This is a genomic window from Candidatus Pelagibacter sp. HIMB1782, assembly GCF_052047475.1.
Taxonomy (GTDB): domain Bacteria; phylum Pseudomonadota; class Alphaproteobacteria; order Pelagibacterales; family Pelagibacteraceae; genus Pelagibacter.
Genome location: NZ_JBNAKE010000001.1, coordinates 349087 through 370438, shown reverse-complemented (window position 1 = coordinate 370438; position 21352 = coordinate 349087). Strand labels below are relative to the sequence as shown.

Sequence of the window (21352 nt, the reverse complement as noted above, 5' to 3'; positions counted from 1 at the left end):
TTTTAAAACGAATCAGTTATCTAACAATATATCTTTAAATCAAATTATAAAAGACTGATCCTAGATATGGATACAATGCAGAAGCTATGACTATAAAGCATCCATAAGGAATTTGAAAATCTTTGTCTTTTTTGTAAAAAAAAATAATCAATGAACCAATTATTGCCCCAGTGATTGCTGAGCTTGCTAAGATTAAGTAAATTGATTTTACTCCAAGCCAAATACCAACCATTAGAAATAATTTGGCATCTCCTAAACCCATGCCTTCTACTTTTCTGATTTTAAAGAATAAAAATCTAATAATATAAATAATTAAATAACCAATTACCCCACCAATAATAGAACTAAATATATCAACATCAAAAGGATTATGCTTAAAAAAAGTAAAAATCAGACCAAGAACTGATAATGGAATGGTAATTTTATCAAGTATTAAATAATATTTTAAGTCAGTAAAAAAAATAATTAATAATCCTGAATAAAAAATAATGAATGCTAAAGTTTTAATATTTAGTCCGTACAAACTGTAAGCATAGACAAATAAAATTGCTGTTAAAATTTCGACTACAAGATAGCTGATATTAATTTTGCTTTTGCAATTTTTACATTTACCGAGATTTATGATGTAAGAAATGACTGGAACATTTAGATAAAAAGGTATTTTATATTTACAAGAAGTACAAAATGATCGTTTTGAAATGACATCTAAATCATTAGGAAGTCTATATATACATACATTATAAAAACTACCAAAAATAGATCCAATAATAAACAGTGATAAGGAAAGCACTTATCTTTTAAATTTTATTTTATCTCCATCGTCATCATCTCTTTTGATGCTAGGATTTGTTTCCTCAGTTTCCTTGTTTTCTGTTTCTTCATTATCATATTGTTGCTGAGGTTCTTCACTAGGAGCAAGGTCAACATTTTCACTTGCTTGTTGCTCAGGTTCTTGAATGGTTTCTGGCTCTGAACTTACTTCAGCTGCATTTGTACCTGTTACATTTTTAATTTGAAAAATTTTATCTAAGTGAGCTAATTTGATAACTTTAATCACTTCATTACTAACGTCTGTTAGAAAAAATTCTTTAGATTTACTTTTTGAAAGTTGCATACCTTCTACTAATGCAGCTATACCAGAGGAATCAATATAGCTCACTTTTGAGAGTTGCACCTCAATCGTCTTAACATTATCAATTAAGTCTTTTATATTATCTCTTAGTTCTGGAGAGCTATCTAAATCAACCTCACCATCAACGAACAATTTTCCTATATTTCCATCAATTTTTTGTTCAATAGACATATGTATTTTTTTATATTATTAGTTTTAAATTACAACATATGATTATCGATTGTATTTGCGGGAAAAAAAAATTTAAATTAGCTGATGGAGTAATGCCAGAACAAGGCTCAAAAGTTAGATGTGGCTCATGTTCTGAAGTATGGTTTTATCACCCAGATCAAGGAAATAATCCAATCAATCAAGATGAAACTCTTAAAGAAGATCAAAATTCTTTAACAGAAAACGAAAATAATATTGAGGAAGATGCGGAAATTAAGGATTTCGCCGCAACAACAAAAGCTCAACTACAAGAGGATGAAACTATAGATCAAACAACGGGCTTAGGTGATACAGAAGAGTTGTTGCCCACTCATGAGGAGAGTTTGCCAGAAGAGGAAATCAGAGAAGAAAATTTAGAGGAAATTAACAAAGAAAATCCAGAAGTTATATCAAATTTTAAAATATTTACAGATGAAGAAACGAATGATCCTCCATCAAAAGAAGAGATGGATAAAAATATGGATGAATATAAAACTGAAAGAGATAAAAATTTAAATTTCTTTCAAAAATTATTTAAAAAAGATAGAATTTTAGAGGCAAAAAAGTTTATAGAAAAAGAACAGCAACAAGCAGATCAGCAAAAATCAAATGATGGCAGAAGAGCAAGATTACTCTTTTATTTGCTTATACTATTATTAATTGTTTTTTCTATTTTGATAGTTCCATTTAGAGATCAAGTAGGAATGGCATTTCCATTTATGGAAGACTATTTAGAATTTTTAAAACCAATGTATGATTACATCAGGGAGCCTTTGGGGTTAAAATAAAAATCTATTATTAATTTTCAGTCTCAGCGTTGCTTTTTGCAGCTAATTTTTCTTCTTCTGCTTTGAATTTTTCTATAATTTTTGATTTATCCTTCAGTAATTTTTCTTTACCAGGAAAAACATAAACTCCAATTTTTCCTTGAGCTATTACTTTTTCAGAATTAGCATTTTCTCTAGAAATATTTTCATCAATTATATTTATTTTAAAATCACTCTCTGCAATTTTATTTTTAAAATAAGTTAAGTTTTGATAGGTACTTAAGAATTGGTACTCGATGTAATTAATTGAATAATTTTTTCCCAATTTATCACTCTCACTTTCATTCAAACTATTAATTTGCACATTAAATTCACTCGCCATTCCCGAAATTGAATTTTTGAAATTTTGAAATTCAGTTGGAGACATAAATTTCATTATCTCCTTAATATACTCATACTCACTTTCATTTACCTCTTTTCCAATTTTGGCCATTTTAATAATAATATTGTCAGACTCTTGTTGGATATTTCCGGAATTAGCTAAAAGTTTATTTTGTTTTGAAAGTTGAATTGAAGTGTAAATTTCGGCAATTAAAAATGCCAATAAAGCAAAAATCATTACAGTAAAACCTACTACAACAAATTTTGATTTATCTTTAATTGATTCGTCTTCAACAACTTTTGATTTATTTTTTCCCAAGCCAAACATTATAAATTTTTTACTATCATTTATAGATTTGATAAACTGCAAATGATTCGTTCTTAAAATTTATTATATGAAAAAAACCCCAATTTACATCAAAAAAACTCTTGATGAAATTAGGCTCGAATTATTAAAAGATAAAAAACTTAAACTATCTAGACAACTTTATGTTCAAAAGCTTAAGGAAATTTTCAATGAGCAGGTAATTGATCTCAAAGATGACATAGAAACAAAAATGTCGTCTACAGGTACTGATAAAACCGTTGTTATTTCTTCTTCTAAGGAAACATCTTTGCAATCAAAATCAAGACAAGCAAATAGCAATAATAAAATAATCTTCCTAAACAACGAAGTTGTTGAACAAAATTTAAGTGACATTGATGAAGCTAATAATGATTTGTCTAACTTTGGCAATCTTGATGACAGTATCATTGAACTTAAAGATGAAATTTCTAACACTAATGATCAAAAAATAATTGATTTGATTGAGGAAGTAGACGACATAGTCAATCTAACAAATGTAGTGGCTGAAAGTGTTACTAGTAATCAAGATAATGATTATGAAAAAACATTAAATGATGAAGTGGTCAAAGAAGAAATTACAACTCCTCAGACATTTTCTAACGAGCAACTAGAAATGTTAAACGCTAAAATAAATGATTTAGATTTAAATAGCTCTGAACTTACAGAGAAATTAGATGAGTTATTAAATCAAAAAAATATTTTTTCTGAAAAATTTAATGATGAGCTTGACTTAAAATTAACTGAAGCTCTTACTAGATCTGAGGAAAATTTAGAAAATAAACTTAACAATATTAATGAAAATTATCATCAGGAGTTTGAAAAATACGAAGATGAAGCAAACAAAAATTTTGCGAATTTAGAGGATCAAATTGGTCAATTAAATACTCAGTTTGATGACATTCAAAATAATATCAGCTCAATTTCAAATAAAATAGATGATAATATTAATCAATTAAACAACCCGCAAAAAATTACTGAAAACTTAAATATTGAAAAACAACTTGATGAAAAAATAAAAGATTTAAAAGATTATAATTTAAAGATTGAAAATACATTAAATAATCTTCATAATAAAATTGAAGAGACTTTAGATAATTTATCGACTTATAGAAACGAAGCAGCTGAAAAAATTGATCAAATAAATCAAAAAATTCAAAATCTTGAACCTGAAATAATAAATCAAATAGAAGAAAAACAAAAAAATAAAAGTGAGTCTGAAAAACTTCAGGAAAAGTTTGATCAAATCTCCAAGGTTATAGATTTGCAAAATATGAGAATGCTTCAAATGTATCATTCATCAGAATTACAAAATAGTCATTCTATACTGCAAAATAATATGAAACAAAGAAATCAAGATCATGAAACAAAGGATGAAACATTAAAATTAATTCAAGATCAGATGAAGGAAGAACTTTATCCAAATATCCAAAATGAAATAGAAAAACAGTTTAACCTTTTAAAAGATCAACTTTCAAAGTATGAAATTAAAAGTATTTTAGATAAAATTCAATCTACCAACATAAACAAGGAAGCAAAAAAACCTCTAAAAAAATTTAGCAATCTTTTTGACGCTAAAAAATATGTAAAAGGAATAGTGTCAAAAAAATCCAGAGATTGGATTAAGGAAAATGAAAGTTCTATAGAAAATGTAGCAAAAAAATTGCTTAATGAGTAATTTGCGAAAGACAAAAAAACTATAGATTTTTTGTGTATTAATAGCCGTTTATATAGAAATATTATATATCAAAAGTATGTAGATAATTCTTTCTTTGACTTAAAAATAAAAAATTAATATATCTAGATCAAATATTATTTAAATAATTAAAGATAAAAAAAGGTAAATAAATGAAAAAAACATTACAAAAAGGTTTTTCACTGGTTGAATTACTTGTTGTTGTAGCAATTATTGGTGTATTAGCCGGAGTTGGTGTCGTAGGCTATCAAAGTTACACAGACTCAGCAAAAGAGAGAGTTGCGATTGCTAATTTTAATTCAGTTAAAAGATTTATGGAAACAGAACTAACACTATTAAATAATAGTATTCAAACTGTTTCAGGTGCAATTAACAGCTATTCTACTAACTGTGCAGGATCAACTACTAAGTACGATAGTGAAGCTTCTGATAAAAATATTGGTAAATTCCTAAATGGTGCTGTTTGCTATTTTGACACTTCAGGATATGGAAATGTATTCAAAAATCCTTACGATCCTGCAGGAGGAAGCCAAGTAGTATATAATCAAAATACATCTGCACTTGAAAAGGGACAAATAAACGTCGCTTTTTTTACAGCTGGATCTAGAGCAGGACTTACAGCTACAGAGCTTACTTCTGCAAAAGCAACAACGGCATCAGCAACAAAAGGTCACTTTATTATAACTTATGCAACTGCTGATGATACAGAGGGATCATCTGGAGACGAAAAAGGAAAATTATTTGAATTAAAGTAATTTAACTTTTAAAGTTTTAAAAACCCCTTTATTAAAATTAAATAGAGGGGTTTTTTTTTATAAAGTACCATACCACTCAAATTATAAATGGTTCATAAATTAAATAAAACACATATTATTCTAACATTTTTTGTTTTATTGGTGAGTACTTCCTTAACTTATGTTGTTCTTCAAGAATTTAGAAATAATTACACTATAGTAAAAATTAGTGTTAACAAAACTAAAGGTAGTGATACTTCATATAAAATTTCGGATGAAATTCTTAACTTTCTTAAATCAAAAAATATAAGTACTGATTTAGATAAGGATACTTTAGAGAAACTTTATTGGGCAGAAAGAGTTAAAGAAGGAGGTTTAATTCTTTTATTTAGACATTCAGAAAGAGAAAAATGGAATAATTCAGTTGAAGGTTTTGATGCTTATGAACTGTTTAATAAGTACAATGCTAGAGATTTTTCTTGGTATAAGGCAACCTGTTTAACACCAAAGGGAATTGAGGAGTCTAAATTAATTAATGAAGCTTTTTCACATGCCAATATCGAGATAAGTGAAGTTGTTAGCAGTCCCTCATGTCGAGCTGTTGAAACAGCATTGTTTGCATTTAATAAAATAGATAAAATATTCTCTGGTCTTTTGCATTATACTGCATTTCACCCTCTAGATAGGAACAAAATTGGAGAAAAATTAAAAGAAGCAGTTTTAGATTTAGAAATAAAAAAGGGTAAAAATATAATTCTATCTGCTCATAATAAGGTAATTTCTCATTATAGTTTTATAGATGAGATGAACGTAGGCGAAGGATTGGAGGAGTCTGGATTTTATATAATTGAAAAAAAAGATGATACTCTAACAGTACCATTTAAGTTTAGTTCAATTAAAAATTTTATAATTCTTTTGTACAGACATGAGTTTGAGAAAAGTACATATATTAAATGAATTTAATATTTAAGAAATTTTTAAAAGATCCAAGAAATATTGGGGCTATAGTAGAATCTTCTGAAAATTCTGCAAAGAAGATTTCTAATATTATAAATAAAACTAAGATAAAAAATGTTGTAGAGATAGGGGGTGGCACTGGAAGTTTATCAAGATTTATACAAAATAAAGATTTAACAATAGTTGAGAGGGACATGGATTTTGTTAAATTATTAAAAAATACATACCCTAGTTCCAATGTTGTAAATAGCTGTGGAATAGAATTTCTTCGAAATTATAAAAATAAATATGGATTATTTACTTCAATCCCACTTATAAAAAATCAAACAAGAATTGACTTAACTAGTTTAATTAATGAACATATTAAAAATGGTCAACTAGATTGGTTTATTATATTGGGCTATAAATTTTTCGATCAATTTAAAAAAGTCAATTTTAAGAATCATGACAGACATTTTGTACTTAACAATTTGCCACCCGCCTTTATTTGGCATTACTATTAATTTAGGATGAAATTTTTTTATAAATAAATTTTATGTTTAAAGAAATTATTAAAACTATTAAAAAAGATATTGTTGGAAATGATCAAAATATTAAAATTTCATTAGCAGCAATACTATCTGGTGGACATATATTAATTGAAGATCTTCCTGGAACTGGAAAAACTACTTTTGCAAAATCAATTACTGCTGCACTTAATTTAGATTTCAAAAGAATACAATTTACATCAGACCTCTTACCAAGTGATATTTTAGGTTTTAATTTTTTAAAAAATGATAAATTTGAAGTTAAGAAGGGACCAATTTTTACAAACATAGTTTTAGCTGATGAATTAAATAGAGCTAGCCCAAAAACACAAAGTGCTTTTCTAGAGGCCATGGAAGAAAAGTCAGTAACAATAGATAGAGAAACATTTACTTTACCCGATCCGTTTATTGTAATTGCAACACAAAATCCATCTGATTTATCAGGTACATCTTTATTACCTGAGTCTCAATTAGATAGATTTATGATCTCTTTTTCCTTAGATGAATTATCTGATCAGCAACAACTTACTCTTTTAAAAAATAAAAATAATTTAGATATAAAAAGAAATAATCAATTTGATTTTAAGGATTTAACCTCTCTTCAAGAAATAAACATTAATGATAAAGTTTATAAATATATTCAAGAAGTTAAACAATTTCTTAATTCAAATTTTTCAGAAGTTCATATATCATCAAGATGCTTGAAACAAATAGTTGCGATTTCAAAATCATTAGCGATATTGAATGAAAAAGATTATGTAACCATACAAGATGTTAAAGATATTATCCCATATGTATTGAAACATAGAATTAATATTATAGAAAAAAAGTATGTTATTAATTTTATAGATCAAGAGATATTAAAAAAAATAAATATTCCTGATGATTTTTGAAAAGTGGAAAAGGTTCATAAAAAAAAAATTAGAAAAAAATTCTGAATTTCATAAAAATTTATTAACTAAAAAAAACTTATATATTTTTCCAAATATTAATGGATTTAAACTGGCAGTATTTATATTTTTTGCCTTTGCTTCTTCTATATTTTATCAAAATAATGTTGGACTTTTAATTTCAATTATTCTTTTCATAATTTATTTTATTTCTATTATCATTTCTTATCAAAATTTAGTTTCAATCAGGATTGATCCAATAAATTACTTAGTCCCAAATAACAGAAATGTGTATTTAAGTTTCTTTATTCAAACACTAGACAAAAAAGACAGATTAAATCTTAATTTTCTTTTAGATAAAGAAAAATTACAAAATTTTGATTTAAGTAGTGGCAAGGAGATTAATATAAAATATTTTTTTAAAAAAAGAGGTGTTCAAGACATGCCTCGAATTAAATTAGAGTCAGTATTTCCATTTGGGATCATTAAGGCATTTGGTACTGTAAAACTTAAACAAAAACTATTTATTTATCCAGAGCCTATTAAACCACCTAGTTTTCTAATTAGCAGCTTAGAAAAACAAAATTTAAAAAATGATATCGATTATGAATTTGAAACTATAGAGGAGCAAAAAGAAAGTGAAAATTTATCTAGGATTTCCTGGAGGCATTATTCAACTATGAAAAAACTATTTATAAAAAAATTTTTAAGAATTGATAATAATAACCAAATTTTGATTGATATAGAAAAGCTTGACAATTCAAATTTTGAATTATCATTGTCGTACGCCTCATACTTAATTGAATATTTCTATAATCAAAAAAAAAAATTTGCTTTAAAATATAAAAATTTTACATCTAGTTATTCTAAATCTTTAAGACATAAAAATGAGTTGCTAAAATTTATTACCAATGTCTAGATTAAATTTTCTAAATCCTCAAATTAACTCATATTTGCTTTTAGTATTTTCTATGACCACACTTTTGTTTGATGTGAATTTTTATAATCAAATTTTATTTTTATTAGTTTTAGGTTTTTCAATATTTCAAAATTTTTATCAATATAAGTTTAAGAATTTTTTTTCTTACTTAGTTGGATTGTTAGCTATTTATATCCAATTTAAATTAAATGATCAGACATTGTCGAAAGAATTTTTTTTAAATACAGTTTTATTGTTAATATTTATTAAATTTTCTGAAGCTAAAAATAAAAACGATTATTATTTCTTTAATTTTACAATAATTTTTTTATCAGTAACCTCACTAATTTATGGTCAAGATTTCTTAAGTTCAGCTAATTCAATTTTATTAATGCTGCTATCAATTCTTCATCTTTATTCAATAAATCAACAAAAAGTAATTCAACTTAATTTAAAATACATAGGAAAGTATTTATTAATTGGTATTATTGCATTATCAATAATTGGCGTAACTTATTTTATATTTCCTCGTTACGAAGTAAAAATTAAATTATTTGAAACTTCAAAAAATAATTTAGGAATTCCAGAACAAATCGAATTAGGTTCTTTTAGCCAAATATCGAACAATAATGATAAGGTTTTTATCTACGACGCTATAGAAGATAAAGTTGATGAACTTATATATTTTAGAGTAAAAGTATTTGATTTATTGAACTTGGAAAGATCTTGGGTCTCAGCTCCAAATGAAGTTTTTCACAACAATTATAAAGATAGCTTTTCAATTATAAAAAAAATTAGTTTAGAAAGTATAAAGTCAAAATTAATTGTTTATCCCAATGACAAAACTTGGCTACCTATTTTAAATAATTCTTATTTTGATAACAAATTAGTAAAAAACAATTTCTTAAATGGAACAGCTAACACATCTGAAAAAATTGATAAAAAAACTCCTTATTTTATAAAACCTACTAATTTTCAAATTAATTTAAATGATGACCTTCAAGATTTTTATAAAAAATTGCCCAATACATTTTCTGAAAAACTATTTAATTGGTCTTTAAAAATTAAAAACACTTCTTCTTCTGATGAAGAGTATTTAAATAAACTAATGGAACACTTTTCTAATGGTGAATACTTTTATTCATTAAGTCCAAATATAGATAATTCAAATAATTATGAGAAATTTTTCTTTGATACTAAAACAGGTTACTGTGAATATTATGCAGGCATGTTTGCTATTCTTGCAAGATTGCAGAATATACCCACAAGATTGGTAAGTGGTTACATGGGGGGAACTTATAACGAATTAGGAAATTTTTATACTTTTAAACAATCTGATGCTCATACATGGGTTGAAAGTTACATCGAAGAGAGAGGTTGGATTAGATATGATCCTACACAAGTTATTCCTAAAATTAATATTATTAGCTTTAACAACGTATCCTCAAATAGTTCACAATCTCAAAATTTAGTTAAAGAAAATGATTTTTTTAAATCAAATATGATTAAGTTATATTACGACTACTTTGATTATATTTGGACAAATAAATTTCAAGAATATAATCAACAATCTAGAAATGAATTTATAAAAAATACTTTTGAGAATTTGAAGTTTAACTCATTTTATCTATTTATTTTCATTTGTATTTTGTTGTTGATAAAACCTATTCAAATTCTGTTAAATAAAAAATTATTTTATTCAACTTTGTTTAAAAAAATAAGAAATAAAAAAAAAATTTACAATAAAACTCTTACCCATCAAGAACTTTTTAAGTTACTTTCTAATGAAGACAAAATAAAATTAAATGAAGTTTTTAATGTTTACGAAAAAATATACTTTGCGAAAAATTATAAGATTAGTTACAAAACTTTCTTTAAAGAAAATTATAAGATAATAAAGTTTTACTTAAATATTGTTTAATTTTTAATTAAATTTATTATCAATCAATTGTTAATATCATTGTGGCGTTTGGACCAGGATCTTGACCATCTGTCCTTGCAGGCGGTACAAATTTTAATAGACGTCTCATATAAAAATTACTTAGAATATCTGGTCTCATTACTAAATTGTAGTGTTGATCATAATCAAAATTTTTTTTATCCTCAAATAATGACACACCAAAACCAAACTGCTTGTTATTTTCTGGTAAAATCCCTAGGCCGTCTAAAATAGTTGGTGCTATATCAAAATGATTTATTTTATCTCTGTTAATTTTCTTGTTTGAATTAGTCTTAAAGTAAATATTTCTCTCATCCTCTTTACTTAAAGATCCAATAAGGTCCCTAAAAGCTAAATGATCACCTAAAATAACAACTAAAGTTTCATCCAATATACCCAGACTATCCAGGTCATTAAAAAATTTTTTAATTAAAGTTCCGGAACATTTATAAGCTTCGTATGCTTGTAAGCTTTCTGAACTTATATCTCCTATTGTACATTCAGGAGAATAACCAAATGGATGATGAGTATCCGTATTGATTATTGTAAAATTAAAATTTTTTCCTGATTTGTAAGTTTTAATTATTTCTTTTTTGGCATGATTTAATAAGGTGCTATCATAAACACCTCCTCCCCAAGCCATTTTATTTGAGGGTTTTTCAATTGTTCTAAAATCCTTTTTGATTATATTTGCATCATTAACTTTAAAACCGTGCCTTTCTTTGAAAGGTCCAAAACTCTGAAATTGTTGATCAACGGAGATATAAAACACTTGTTCATAATTTTGTTTAGCCAATACATCACTCAAACAATATAATTTTTCTTTAGGAAGTTTTTCCATGTTTGTATTTACCACTACAACAAAAGGGACTGAGCATTGGCTAGCCACAACACCTGCAATACTAAAATTTGTTGAGGGTGCGTGCTTAAAATTATAAACATTCTTTCCCTTAATTTCGTTGAAGGGCGTAAGAGGATCAGATTTATTATCATTAGATAATTTGCTAATATTATACTCGAGTGACTCAACATAAAATAATATCAAGTTTTTTTTCTTCTGTGGTTTATTGTATTTGATTGTATAAGGGTTTTTGTAAAGATTTGGATAATCTTCATAACGAGCACTTTTTTCAAAATATTCAAAGAATCCAAATTGAAGTATAAAAAATAACGAACAGTAAAACAAAAGTATATAAGAATTGAATAATGTTATTTTTAAAAACTTATTAAAAAAAATTTTTTTAATAAAATTTTTATATTTATTAATCCATAAATTTTTTTGTTCTTGATTAATCTTCAATAAAATATTTAATTTTTTACCAAATAGTAAACCTAAAAAAGCTAAAACAATAGCTGGTAAAAATGTGTATAAAGCAAACTCTATTTTATATGTATTCGGTGAGTTTTTAAAACCTTCATAACCGATATGAATATTGTACAGAATTTCTACATAATAAACGTTTTTACCAAAGGTTTTAGTAATCCAAAATGTGAGCGTAATTATAAAAAAACTTAAAAACAATATCAGCAAACTGACAATATCTTTTTTAGTTAAATTCATTATAGCTTGTTTGTTTATATTTAAATTTTGAATCTGCAATCTATTTTGTACAAAAATATATAATTTTTATTGAAAGTAAAAGATAGATTATTTAGTAGACTTAATATGTTTGTTTTTTATTATAGTATATTCTGATGAAAAAAATTTTTGTTTTTTCAATTTTAGGTGTTCTTATCTTATTTTCATTATTTATTATTTTCACACAAGAAAAACCTAAAGCTAAAAAAGCTGCAGACGATGAGGCAATAGCAATTTTTGCAGGATATAAACCATTATCAAATTTAAATATGTATATTGGTTCAAAAGTAACAGACACCTTCGAGTATTTATTAACGAATTTAAAAAATGAATGTTCGGTACTATACGGTGAAAAAATGGAGATAAAGGGTAAAATTAAGGTTGATACTGTGAGCGATGATATCTCCAGGTATAAAAATGAAAAAAATATTCAAGTTTTATGTAAAGGTGTCAAATATGAATTTCTAGATATTAATGGAGATCCTTTAACAGATGAAATTGAGTTAATGTTTAATAGCTGCAATAATTCTGTTTTAGATTACTACATATCATCAGATCTTAAAGCTAATCTTTTTGGTAAAAATCCAAAAATTTTTGATGAATGGGTTTCGTATTTTAAAAATTATTCATCAAAAAATTCTGTTATTGAAAGAAAAATTATTGAAGATGAATTTTTAGGTATAAAAACTTTATATAATGTTAATAGGAAATATTGGTACCATGAATTAAATCCTTTGGATAAGAACGGTAAAGAAATTAAAAAATCCTGGCCTCTTTATGGAACTATCTTTTTGGAAATTATTAACAAAAAAAAAAGTGAAAACACTAATGATTTAGGTACTAATAATATAAAATTTAGAAGTTATTTAAGTCATATTGCTCGCGTAAAAAATTGCTAAACTTTAAAAAAAATTTATTTAAATTTATTAAAATTTCTTAAGTTCAATTAGAGGCAGATCTACAAATTAACAATTAAGACAAATTTATTTAAAATATGATAGTGTAATTTATTAAATGATAAAAAAACTTTTCTTTAATCTTAAAAATTCAATTAATGGATTAAATGTCGCTTGTAAGGAAAATTCTTTTATTCTTGAATTAATTTTAGGGTTATTTTTAATACCATATCTTGTTTTTATAAATATTGAAATTTTATTTAAATTAATAATTTTTGTTACTTATGTAACTTTATTGGCATTAGAAATTATTAATTCTGCTATAGAGATATTATGCAACAAAATAACAAAAGAATATGATGCTGAAATAAAAAAAATTAAAGACTTAGGAAGTGGAGCAGTATTTGTTATTTTAATTACTCTAATCATTTTAATTGTTACAACTTTATTCTAAATTATATATTATGAAAAAAATTTTAGATATCAGTTTAAATCTAATTTTCGATATCAAAAAAACTTGTTAGTTTTGCAAGTTTTAAAACTGAAACTACAGCTTCGCTAGGTTTAATTATTTTAAATTCTTTACTTCCTTCTCCAGCTCTTTGTTTACTTTCAATCAGTACAGCAATTCCTGAACTATCTATATAATTTACAGCACTCATATCAACTGATACAGCTTTATTGTCATCTAAAGCTCCGTGTACTTGTTGTCTTAAGTTTCCTGAATTTTCTAGATCTATTTCTCCACCAACTGTAATTATTAGCACATCATTTTCAGTTTTTTCTGGATAACTCATGACTTGAATATAATCAGAGTAAACACATAGTCAACAAAATCATTAAACTTGAATGTTATTACTGATGGTAAATATTAAATTTAATTTAAAAAATTAAGTTTAGGAATAGCTTGCAGCAATTAATGCTATGGCAGAAACAGTGGATACAAAATAGATTAGTTTCTTCTTCTTCTTCTCTTTACCATTAATCTTGTTTATCATTTCTTCATAGCTTAATTTAGCGTTATATTCATTATTCTCTAAATAAGCTTTAGGTACCATCACTTCATTTATTTTTTTATTTTTTAAAATTATATGTTGAATATTATTCATAATTTAAATTTTTGTAGAAAGCTCAATTAATTCTTTGAGAATCATTTCATTATTTTCTAAATTTTTTTTTCTACATTCTTGAGAAACATAAATTTTTGAATTGTCTCTAATTAACCAATTTAACTTGATTAATTCTGAAACTTTTCTTCTAACAGTTTCTCTTGGAAGACCAAGACTTCTTGAAATTAAATTAATACTTGCTCCATTTGAACTAGAGCAAAAAACCTCATTTTCACAAATTAGATTTTCATTTGTGAAATTTTTTAAATTAATTCTGCTTACTAATTTTAATATTTGAGGGTAATAAGATCTGTCACCAAAGTCTGATATATCTTTTGTATATATTGAAGCGACTAAATCTTCGATTATTTTGTAATTTTGTAAATGCATGAGGTGATCTTTTACCCAAATTGGGTTTTTTTTAAAATAAAATTTATATTATTATCTACGCTTAATATATAATTTTTCTATAGATATTTATTGAATAGCTTGAACTTCTAGATTCTTAGTTTTCAAAGATTTAATTGCTTCCAAACATGCTAGAGCAGTGGACATATTTGTACAATAAGGAACTTTATTTTTAAGAGTTGCTCTTCGAAGTGCAATAGCATCATTTAATCTGTGCTCACTGTTTCCACCACCAGTATTAATTACAAGTGCAATTTTATTTGAGTCTAAAACATCTACAATATGAGGACTACCACTGCTTACTTTGTTTATAATTTTACATTTCATGCCATGTTTTTTTATATATTCAGCAGTACCTTTTGTTGCACATAATTTAAAGTTAAGCTTTATTAGCTCTCTAGCTAAATCAATACCCTCATCTTTATGAGAGTCTTTTAAAGATATAAATGCAAGGCCTTCTTTTGGAAGTGAGTTGGCTGCAGCAATCTGACTTTTTGCAAAAGCCATTCCAAAATCTTTATCAAAACCCATTACTTCACCTGTAGATTTCATCTCAGGTCCTAAAAGTAAATCGCTATTAGGAAACTTATTAAAAGGAAATACAGCTTCTTTTACAGCATACATTCCTTTTGATCTATCTTTAAGATTAAATTTAGAAAGTTTTTCACCTGCCATTATTCTTGATGCAATCTTTGCAAGTGGTATCCCTTTTGCTTTTGATACAAAAGGAACAGTTCTACTAGCTCGAGGATTGACTTCAATAATATAAATTTCATCTTTCTTAATTGCATATTGAATATTCATAAAACCTTTTACTTTTAAAGCTAGAGCTAGTTTCTTTGTTTGATTTTCTATCTCTTTAATTAGATATGGTTTAATAGATATAGGTGGCAAACTACAAGCTGAGTCCCCAGAATGAATTCCTGCCTCTTCAATGTGTTGCATGATACCTGCTACATAAACATCCTTTCCATCAGAAATAGCATCCACATCAACTTCCATTGCATGATCAAGAAACTTGTCTATTAGAATTGGATTTTCTTCAGCAGCTTTAAAAGCTTCTTCAACAAAGTTTTTTAGTTGACTTTTTTCATGAACAATTTCCATTGCTCTTCCACCCAAAACATATGAAGGTCTAACCACTAGTGGTAAACCGATTTTCTCTGATATTTTGATTGCCTCTTTGAATGTTTTTGCAATTCCACTATCAGCTTGTTTTAAATTTAATTTAATTAACAAATTTCTAAATTGATCTCGATCTTCTGCTAAATCTATAGAGTTATATTGTGTCCCTAGAATTGGAAGTTTGTTATCATTTAAAAATTTAGCAAGCTTAATTGGAGTTTGTCCTCCAAACTGAGCAATAACTCCTATTAGATTTCCTTTCTCTTGCTCTTTTTTAATAATGTTAAATACATACTCTTCTTTCAAAGGTTCAAAATATAACCGATCACTCGTATCGTAATCAGTAGATACAGTTTCAGGATTACAATTTACCATGATCGTCTCAAAACCTGCATCTTTTAATGAAAAACTTGCCTGACAACAGCAATAATCAAACTCAATACCTTGGCCTATTCTGTTAGGGCCACCACCTAAAATTATTATTTTCTTTCTATTTGATGGATCTGCCTCACACTCGGAATTTATTGAGAAATTTCTTTGATAAGTTGAATACATGTAAGGCGTAAATGATTTAAATTCTGCAGCACACGTATCAACTTTTTTGTATACAGGTAGTACTTTTAGAGCTGTTCTTTTTCTTCTTATTATATCTTCTGATGTATTAGTAAGTTCAGCTAATTTTTTGTCTGAAAAACCAATAGATTTAATTCTATTAAATTCATTATAATCTTTTGGAAGACCTCTTTTTTTAATAATTAACTCGTTGTCAACAATCTCTTTAATTTGTCCTAAGAACCAAGGATCAATTTTAGATAAACTGTAAATTGTTTTTAAACTAATATTTTTTCTAAAAGCCTCAGCAACAAGAAGCATTTTATTTGGAATATGCTCTTTAAGTTTTTTTTCGATTTGTTTTTTATTTAAATTGAATATTTGGTCTAAACCAGAAAAACCAGTTTCTAAAGAGACCAATGCTTTTTGCACAGACTCCTTGAAGTTTCTCCCAATAGCCATTGCCTCCCCAACAGATTTCATTGAAGTTCCTAAAGTTGCAGGAGAAGTAGAAAATTTTTCGAAAGTAAACCTTGGTATTTTAGTTACCACGTAATCAATGCTTGGTTCAAAAGATGCAGGTGTTACTTTTGTAATCTCATTTTTAAGTTCATCTAAAGTATAACCAACTGCGAGCTTGGCCGCTACTTTTGCAATTGGAAATCCAGTTGCTTTAGATGCAAGTGCTGATGATCTAGATACTCTAGGATTCATTTCAATAACAACCATTCGTCCATTTTTTGGATTTATTGCAAATTGAACATTAGACCCACCTGTCTCAACCCCAATTTTTCTTAAACATGCAATAGAGGCATTTCTCATAACTTGATATTCTTTATCAGTAAGAGTTAAAGCTGGAGCAACAGTTACAGAATCTCCTGTATGAATTCCCATCGGATCAATATTTTCTATTGAACAGATGATGATGCAGTTGTCTTTTTTATCTCTTACAACTTCCATCTCAAATTCTTTCCAACCCTCTAAACACTCTTCTACAAGAACCTGGCTAACTGGTGACTCGTGTAATCCATTTTTTATAATTTTAAGATATTCTTTTTTATTCTTTGCTATTCCACCACCTAGACCACCTAGGGTAAATGCGGGTCTAATGATTGCAGGTAAACCAATTTTATTTAGAACTTTAGAAGCTTGATTGATATTATTAACAATTTCAGATTTTGGTAAATCTAAACCAATATCAATCATATTTTTTCTAAATTTCTTTCGATCTTCAGCATTAGAAATTGCTTTAGAATTTGCTCCAATAAGTTCTATTTTGTATTTTTTTAAAATTCCTTTTTTTTCTGCTTCCATTGCAAGATTAAGAGCAGTCTGACCCCCCATAGTTGGAAGAATTGCATCTGGTTTTTCTTTTATAAGAATTTTCTCTAGAACTTCTAAGGTGATTGGCTCTATATAAGTTTTATCTGCAACATCTGGATCTGTCATGATTGTTGCAGGATTAGAGTTAATTAAAACAACTTTATAACCTTCATCTTTCAAAGCTTTGCAAGCTTGTGTTCCTGAATAATCAAACTCACATGCTTGGCCAATAATAATTGGACCAGCACCTACTACTAATATTTTTTTAAGATCTTTTCTTTTTGGCATTTTTTTTCATATTGTTAATAAATTCTTGAAATAAATAGACACTATCTTGTGGTCCAGGGTTAGACTCGGGGTGATATTGAACTGAAAATACAGGTTTATTTTTTAACTTAATGCCCTCAATACTATTATCAAATAATGATTTATGAGTGACTTCAATATGTTTCGGTAAAGTTTCTTTAACAACCTCAAAGCCATGGTTCTGACTAGTGATTTCTACATTGTCATGAATTAAATTTTTTACTGGATGATTTGCACCTCTATGACCTAACTTCATTTTTTTTGTTTTACCACCAAGTGCTAAAGCGAGAATCTGGTGACCCAAACAAATACCAAATATTGGAATGTTTTTTTTAATAAGGTTTTTAATTATATTTATCGCATACTTTCCTGTGGCAGCGGGATCTCCAGGACCGTTTGATAAAAATATTCCATTTGGTTTAAGACTTAAAATTTTTTCAGCAGATGTCTTGCAATGTACAACTGTCACTTTACAATTGAAATCAGAAAAATATCTTAAAATATTTTTTTTAATTCCATAATCTATTGCAACAACATGAAATTGATTTTTTTTATTTTTTACAAATCCATCTTTCTTTTTCCAAGTTTTAAAACCCTTCCAAATATAATTTTTTGGAGTTGATACTTCTTTAGCAAGATCTAGATTTTTTAACCCACTCCATTTTAAAGTAGTATTTGTTAGTTTGCTTATATTGAATTTTTGCTTTTTTGAGAAAGCAATTGTTCCTTTTGGTGCTCCTTTATCTCTAATAAAATTAGTTAAACTTCTAGTATCAAGACCAGTTAGACCAACAATTTTATTTTTCTTAAGCCACTCATCTAGATGTAAAAAAGCTCTATAGTTTGATGGATCGGTAATTTCTGAATTAAAAATTACTCCTCTAGTCCATATCTTATCAGATTCTATATCCTCTTTATTAGTACCTACATTTCCAATGTGTGGAAACGTAAAATTGATAATTTGACCAGCATAGGATGGATCTGAGATTATTTCCTGGTAACCAGTTAAAGAAGTATTAAAACATACTTCTCCAGTTGCCTCACCCTCGTAGCCAATACCAATTCCTTTAAATACTTTCTTATTTTCAAGAACTAAAACGCCTGTATTAATTTGATGATTATTTTTTGAGTTTATTTTTTTTGAATTTTTGATCAATTACAACTCATGAGTTAAAGGTTAATACAATAATTGCTTTATTATCGCAACAGAGATGTATTATAAAACTGTAAAAAAACAATTTTTCTTTTGAAGAATTTTTTCTTTGAAGTAGATTAAAAAAATTATGTCTTTAAAGAACACTATCGAAAACGAATATAAAAATGCTCTAAAATTGAAAGATAAAAATAAAATATCAACCTACAGGTTAATTTTATCTTCTATTAAAGATTTAGACATCGCTAATCGCTCTGGGCCTGACAAAAAAGATACAGACGATGAGGATATTAAAAATCTTCTTAAAAAAATGGTTAAACAAAGAGCCGAATCTATTGAAATCTATAAAAAAAATAACAGAACTGATCTTTTGGAAGTTGAGCAAAATGAATATGAAATTTTAACAAGTTTCTTACCTAAACAAATAAGCGAAGAAGACACCAAAAAACTATGTGCCGAATTAATTGCTAAGTTAGGCGCTAGTTCCATTAAAGATATGGGAAAAATAATGGGCGAGTTAAAGAAATCTCATTCTGATGAAATTGATTTTTCTAAAGCTGGATCAATAATCAAGGAATTATTTAATAGTTAATGAAATACCCCAAAGAGTATTTAGATGAAATTAAGACAAGGTTGAAAGTATCAACTGTTGTTTCAAAAACAGTTTCATTAAAAAAAAGAGGAAAAGAATTTGTGGGTTTATCTCCATTTAAAAATGAAAAAACACCTTCTTTTACTGTTAATGATGAAAAAGAATTTTATCATTGTTTTGCTACTTCAGAACATGGGAATATTTTTGATTTTATAATGAAAACTCAAAATTTAAAGTTTGGAGAAGCTGTTAAACATTTGGCTCAATTAGCAGGTATGCAACCATATTTGTTTTCAAAAAAAGATGAAGAACGAGAAAAAAAATGGAATGAGTATAAATCTATCTATAATGAATATGTTGATTTTTACCATAATGAGTTGATCAAAAACGAACAATATTCAAATGCTAGAGAGTACTTAAAAAATCGATCTTTAAGTAAAGAGGAAGTAAAAAGATTTAAAATGGGATATGTTGAAAAAAATCCAAATATATTTGAACAATTAAAAAATAAATATAGTGAACAAACTTTAATTGAAACTGGTTTGTTTTATTTAGATGAAAAAAAGAAAGTTTATGTTGAAAGATTTAGAGGAAGATTAATTTTTCCAATTAATAACATAACTGGTCAACCAATTGCTTTAGGTGGAAGAATAATAGAAAACCTAGATTATCTTGCAAAATATATTAACTCACCTGAAACTTCATTTTTTAAAAAAGGATCGAATTTATATAATCTAGATATAGCTAGAAAATTATCAAACAAAGTAGATCATATTTATTTGGTCGAAGGTTATATGGATGTTGTTGGGTTAAGTAAAAACGGAATTGACAATGCTGTTGCAAATCTTGGTACTTCACTTACTGATAAACAGATTTTGATACTTAATCAATTTTTTGATGATATCATTATTTGTTTTGATGGTGATGAAAGTGGTTATAAAGCAGCATTAAGAGCTGCAGAAAATTCAATTAAAGAATTAAAACCAGAAAAACAAATTTCATTTTTATTTTTACCAAATAAAGAAGACCCCGACAGTTATGTAAATAAAAATGGTAAAGCTAATTTCATAGAATTTACAAAACAATCTAAGTTATCAATTCATCAATTTATTTTTAGTCACTATAAAAAACAAACTGAAAATAACCCTTCTTCCATGGCTATTTTTGAAAAAAGATTAAGAGAGGTAGCAAAAACTATTAAGGACAATTATATAAAAAAATATGTATTAGAATATTTTTTAGAGAAAATTGCAGAATTAACGCCTCATTCAAATCAAAAAAATAAAAAATCTTATAAAAAACCAACTAAATCTTTAGATGCTACAAAGAAGTATTACAATGAAAGCCAATCTTTATCTGGAGTTGAGCTTAAAGAATTTTCCTTAATTTATTTGGTAATTAACAATTTAAATTTAATGCAATCAAATATTCATTTAATTGAAAATATTAAATTATTTACTGAAGTTAATAAAAAAATCTTTAAACAAATAATTAAAATTTTAAAATCTGAAAATCAAATAGCTGTTCAGGACTTAAATTTGGATAGTCAGCTAATTGAAAAAATAAATAAATTTGCTCCAATAAAATATATCTTAAAAAATAGTTCTGAAAATGAGCAGAAAATCATTGAATTGCTTGAAGATATTTCTCGAGATTTAATGAATTATGATCTTGAGTTTAGAATTCAAGAGTTAGAATCGAAGTTCTCAGTCGATATGAGCGAGAGCACATTTAATGAGCTAAAAGAGCTCAAAAAAAAGCAGAATCTCAATTAATCTGGACAAATTTGTAATGGATTTTTACAAATTTGACATTATATAAGACTTTCAATTTTA

General features: G+C 26.5%; 21 protein-coding genes. 12 read left to right on the top strand and 9 right to left on the bottom strand.

Annotated features, from left to right (window positions below):
* Positions 1–34: 34 nt before the first annotated feature.
* Positions 35–790: a prepilin peptidase gene (locus ACTTAO_RS01960; protein WP_440690707.1), complete on the bottom strand. Its 756-nt coding sequence runs from the start codon at positions 788–790 to the stop codon at positions 35–37.
* Positions 791–1303 (bottom strand): STAS domain-containing protein, encoded by a 513-nt coding sequence (locus ACTTAO_RS01955; protein WP_440690706.1) that lies wholly within the window; start codon positions 1301–1303, stop codon positions 791–793.
* Between the two features lie 38 nt (positions 1304–1341).
* Between ACTTAO_RS01955 and ACTTAO_RS01950 the strand changes: the two genes are divergently transcribed.
* Entirely contained in the window at positions 1342–2109 is a 768-nt protein-coding gene (locus ACTTAO_RS01950; RefSeq protein WP_440690705.1) for a hypothetical protein, read from the top strand.
* Between the two features lie 10 nt (positions 2110–2119).
* Here the strand turns inward: ACTTAO_RS01950 and ACTTAO_RS01945 are convergent, their stop codons facing one another.
* Positions 2120–2797 carry a hypothetical protein gene (locus ACTTAO_RS01945; RefSeq protein WP_440690704.1) on the bottom strand — a complete coding sequence of 226 codons (678 nt, stop codon included), beginning with the start codon at positions 2795–2797 and terminating at the stop codon, positions 2120–2122.
* Positions 2798–2864: 67 nt separating this feature from the next.
* On the opposite strand from ACTTAO_RS01945, the gene ACTTAO_RS01940 reads away from it, so the two are divergent.
* From ACTTAO_RS01940 to ACTTAO_RS01910, 7 genes are all read left to right on the top strand, one after another.
* Complete coding sequence (locus ACTTAO_RS01940; protein WP_440690703.1) at positions 2865–4490, top strand: hypothetical protein; 1626 nt, start codon at positions 2865–2867, stop codon at positions 4488–4490.
* Positions 4491–4660: 170 nt separating this feature from the next.
* Positions 4661–5263, top strand: a complete 603-nt coding sequence (locus tag ACTTAO_RS01935) for a type IV pilin protein (RefSeq protein WP_440690702.1) — start codon at positions 4661–4663, stop codon at positions 5261–5263.
* Positions 5264–5350: 87 nt separating this feature from the next.
* Positions 5351–6199, top strand: a complete 849-nt coding sequence (locus ACTTAO_RS01930; protein ID WP_440651009.1) for a hypothetical protein — start codon at positions 5351–5353, stop codon at positions 6197–6199.
* On the top strand, positions 6196–6702 hold the full coding sequence (locus tag ACTTAO_RS01925) for an rRNA adenine N-6-methyltransferase family protein (RefSeq protein WP_440690701.1): 507 nt from the start codon (positions 6196–6198) through the stop codon (positions 6700–6702). Before ACTTAO_RS01930 ends, ACTTAO_RS01925 begins: the two co-directional genes overlap by 4 nt.
* A gap of 32 nt (positions 6703–6734) precedes the next feature.
* Complete coding sequence (locus tag ACTTAO_RS01920; RefSeq protein ID WP_440690700.1) at positions 6735–7619, top strand: AAA family ATPase; 885 nt, start codon at positions 6735–6737, stop codon at positions 7617–7619.
* Positions 7609–8535: a hypothetical protein gene (locus ACTTAO_RS01915; RefSeq protein ID WP_440690699.1), complete on the top strand. Its 927-nt coding sequence runs from the start codon at positions 7609–7611 to the stop codon at positions 8533–8535. The genes ACTTAO_RS01920 and ACTTAO_RS01915 overlap by 11 nt, the downstream gene beginning before the upstream one ends.
* Positions 8528–10456: a transglutaminase family protein gene (locus tag ACTTAO_RS01910; protein ID WP_440690698.1), complete on the top strand. Its 1929-nt coding sequence runs from the start codon at positions 8528–8530 to the stop codon at positions 10454–10456. Before ACTTAO_RS01915 ends, ACTTAO_RS01910 begins: the two co-directional genes overlap by 8 nt.
* Positions 10457–10475: 19 nt before the next feature.
* Here the strand turns inward: ACTTAO_RS01910 and ACTTAO_RS01905 are convergent, their stop codons facing one another.
* Positions 10476–12035 carry a sulfatase-like hydrolase/transferase gene (locus tag ACTTAO_RS01905; protein ID WP_440651014.1) on the bottom strand — a complete coding sequence of 520 codons (1560 nt, stop codon included), beginning with the start codon at positions 12033–12035 and terminating at the stop codon, positions 10476–10478.
* A 134-nt stretch (positions 12036–12169) separates the two neighbouring features.
* Between ACTTAO_RS01905 and ACTTAO_RS01900 the strand changes: the two genes are divergently transcribed.
* Both ACTTAO_RS01900 and ACTTAO_RS01895 read left to right on the top strand, forming a co-directional pair.
* On the top strand, positions 12170–12952 hold the full coding sequence (locus tag ACTTAO_RS01900; RefSeq protein WP_440690697.1) for a hypothetical protein: 783 nt from the start codon (positions 12170–12172) through the stop codon (positions 12950–12952).
* A gap of 115 nt (positions 12953–13067) precedes the next feature.
* Positions 13068–13403, top strand: a complete 336-nt coding sequence (locus ACTTAO_RS01895; RefSeq protein ID WP_440690696.1) for a diacylglycerol kinase — start codon at positions 13068–13070, stop codon at positions 13401–13403.
* Between the two features lie 40 nt (positions 13404–13443).
* On the opposite strand, the gene ACTTAO_RS01890 is transcribed toward ACTTAO_RS01895, so the two are convergent.
* The 5 genes from ACTTAO_RS01890 to carA all read right to left on the bottom strand — a co-directional run bounded on the left by ACTTAO_RS01890 (position 13444) and on the right by carA (position 18928).
* On the bottom strand, positions 13444–13746 hold the full coding sequence (locus ACTTAO_RS01890) for an STAS domain-containing protein (RefSeq protein WP_440651017.1): 303 nt from the start codon (positions 13744–13746) through the stop codon (positions 13444–13446).
* Positions 13747–13845: 99 nt separating this feature from the next.
* Positions 13846–14058: a hypothetical protein gene (locus ACTTAO_RS01885; RefSeq protein ID WP_440690695.1), complete on the bottom strand. Its 213-nt coding sequence runs from the start codon at positions 14056–14058 to the stop codon at positions 13846–13848.
* A 3-nt stretch (positions 14059–14061) separates the two neighbouring features.
* Entirely contained in the window at positions 14062–14448 is a 387-nt protein-coding gene (locus tag ACTTAO_RS01880; protein ID WP_440690694.1) for a hypothetical protein, read from the bottom strand.
* Between the two features lie 87 nt (positions 14449–14535).
* A complete protein-coding gene (gene carB / locus ACTTAO_RS01875; RefSeq protein WP_440690693.1) occupies positions 14536–17754 on the bottom strand; it encodes a carbamoyl-phosphate synthase large subunit in 3219 nt (1072 codons plus the stop codon).
* Complete coding sequence (gene carA / locus ACTTAO_RS01870; RefSeq protein WP_440690692.1) at positions 17732–18928, bottom strand: glutamine-hydrolyzing carbamoyl-phosphate synthase small subunit; 1197 nt, start codon at positions 18926–18928, stop codon at positions 17732–17734. The genes carB and carA overlap by 23 nt, the downstream gene beginning before the upstream one ends.
* 127 nt (positions 18929–19055) lie before the next feature.
* Between carA and ACTTAO_RS01865 the strand changes: the two genes are divergently transcribed.
* Together ACTTAO_RS01865 and dnaG are read left to right on the top strand one after the other, a co-directional pair.
* On the top strand, positions 19056–19517 hold the full coding sequence (locus ACTTAO_RS01865; RefSeq protein ID WP_440690691.1) for a GatB/YqeY domain-containing protein: 462 nt from the start codon (positions 19056–19058) through the stop codon (positions 19515–19517).
* Positions 19517–21292 (top strand): DNA primase, encoded by a 1776-nt coding sequence (gene dnaG / locus ACTTAO_RS01860; RefSeq protein ID WP_440690690.1) that lies wholly within the window; start codon positions 19517–19519, stop codon positions 21290–21292. The genes ACTTAO_RS01865 and dnaG overlap by 1 nt, the downstream gene beginning before the upstream one ends.
* Positions 21293–21352: the final 60 nt, after the last annotated feature.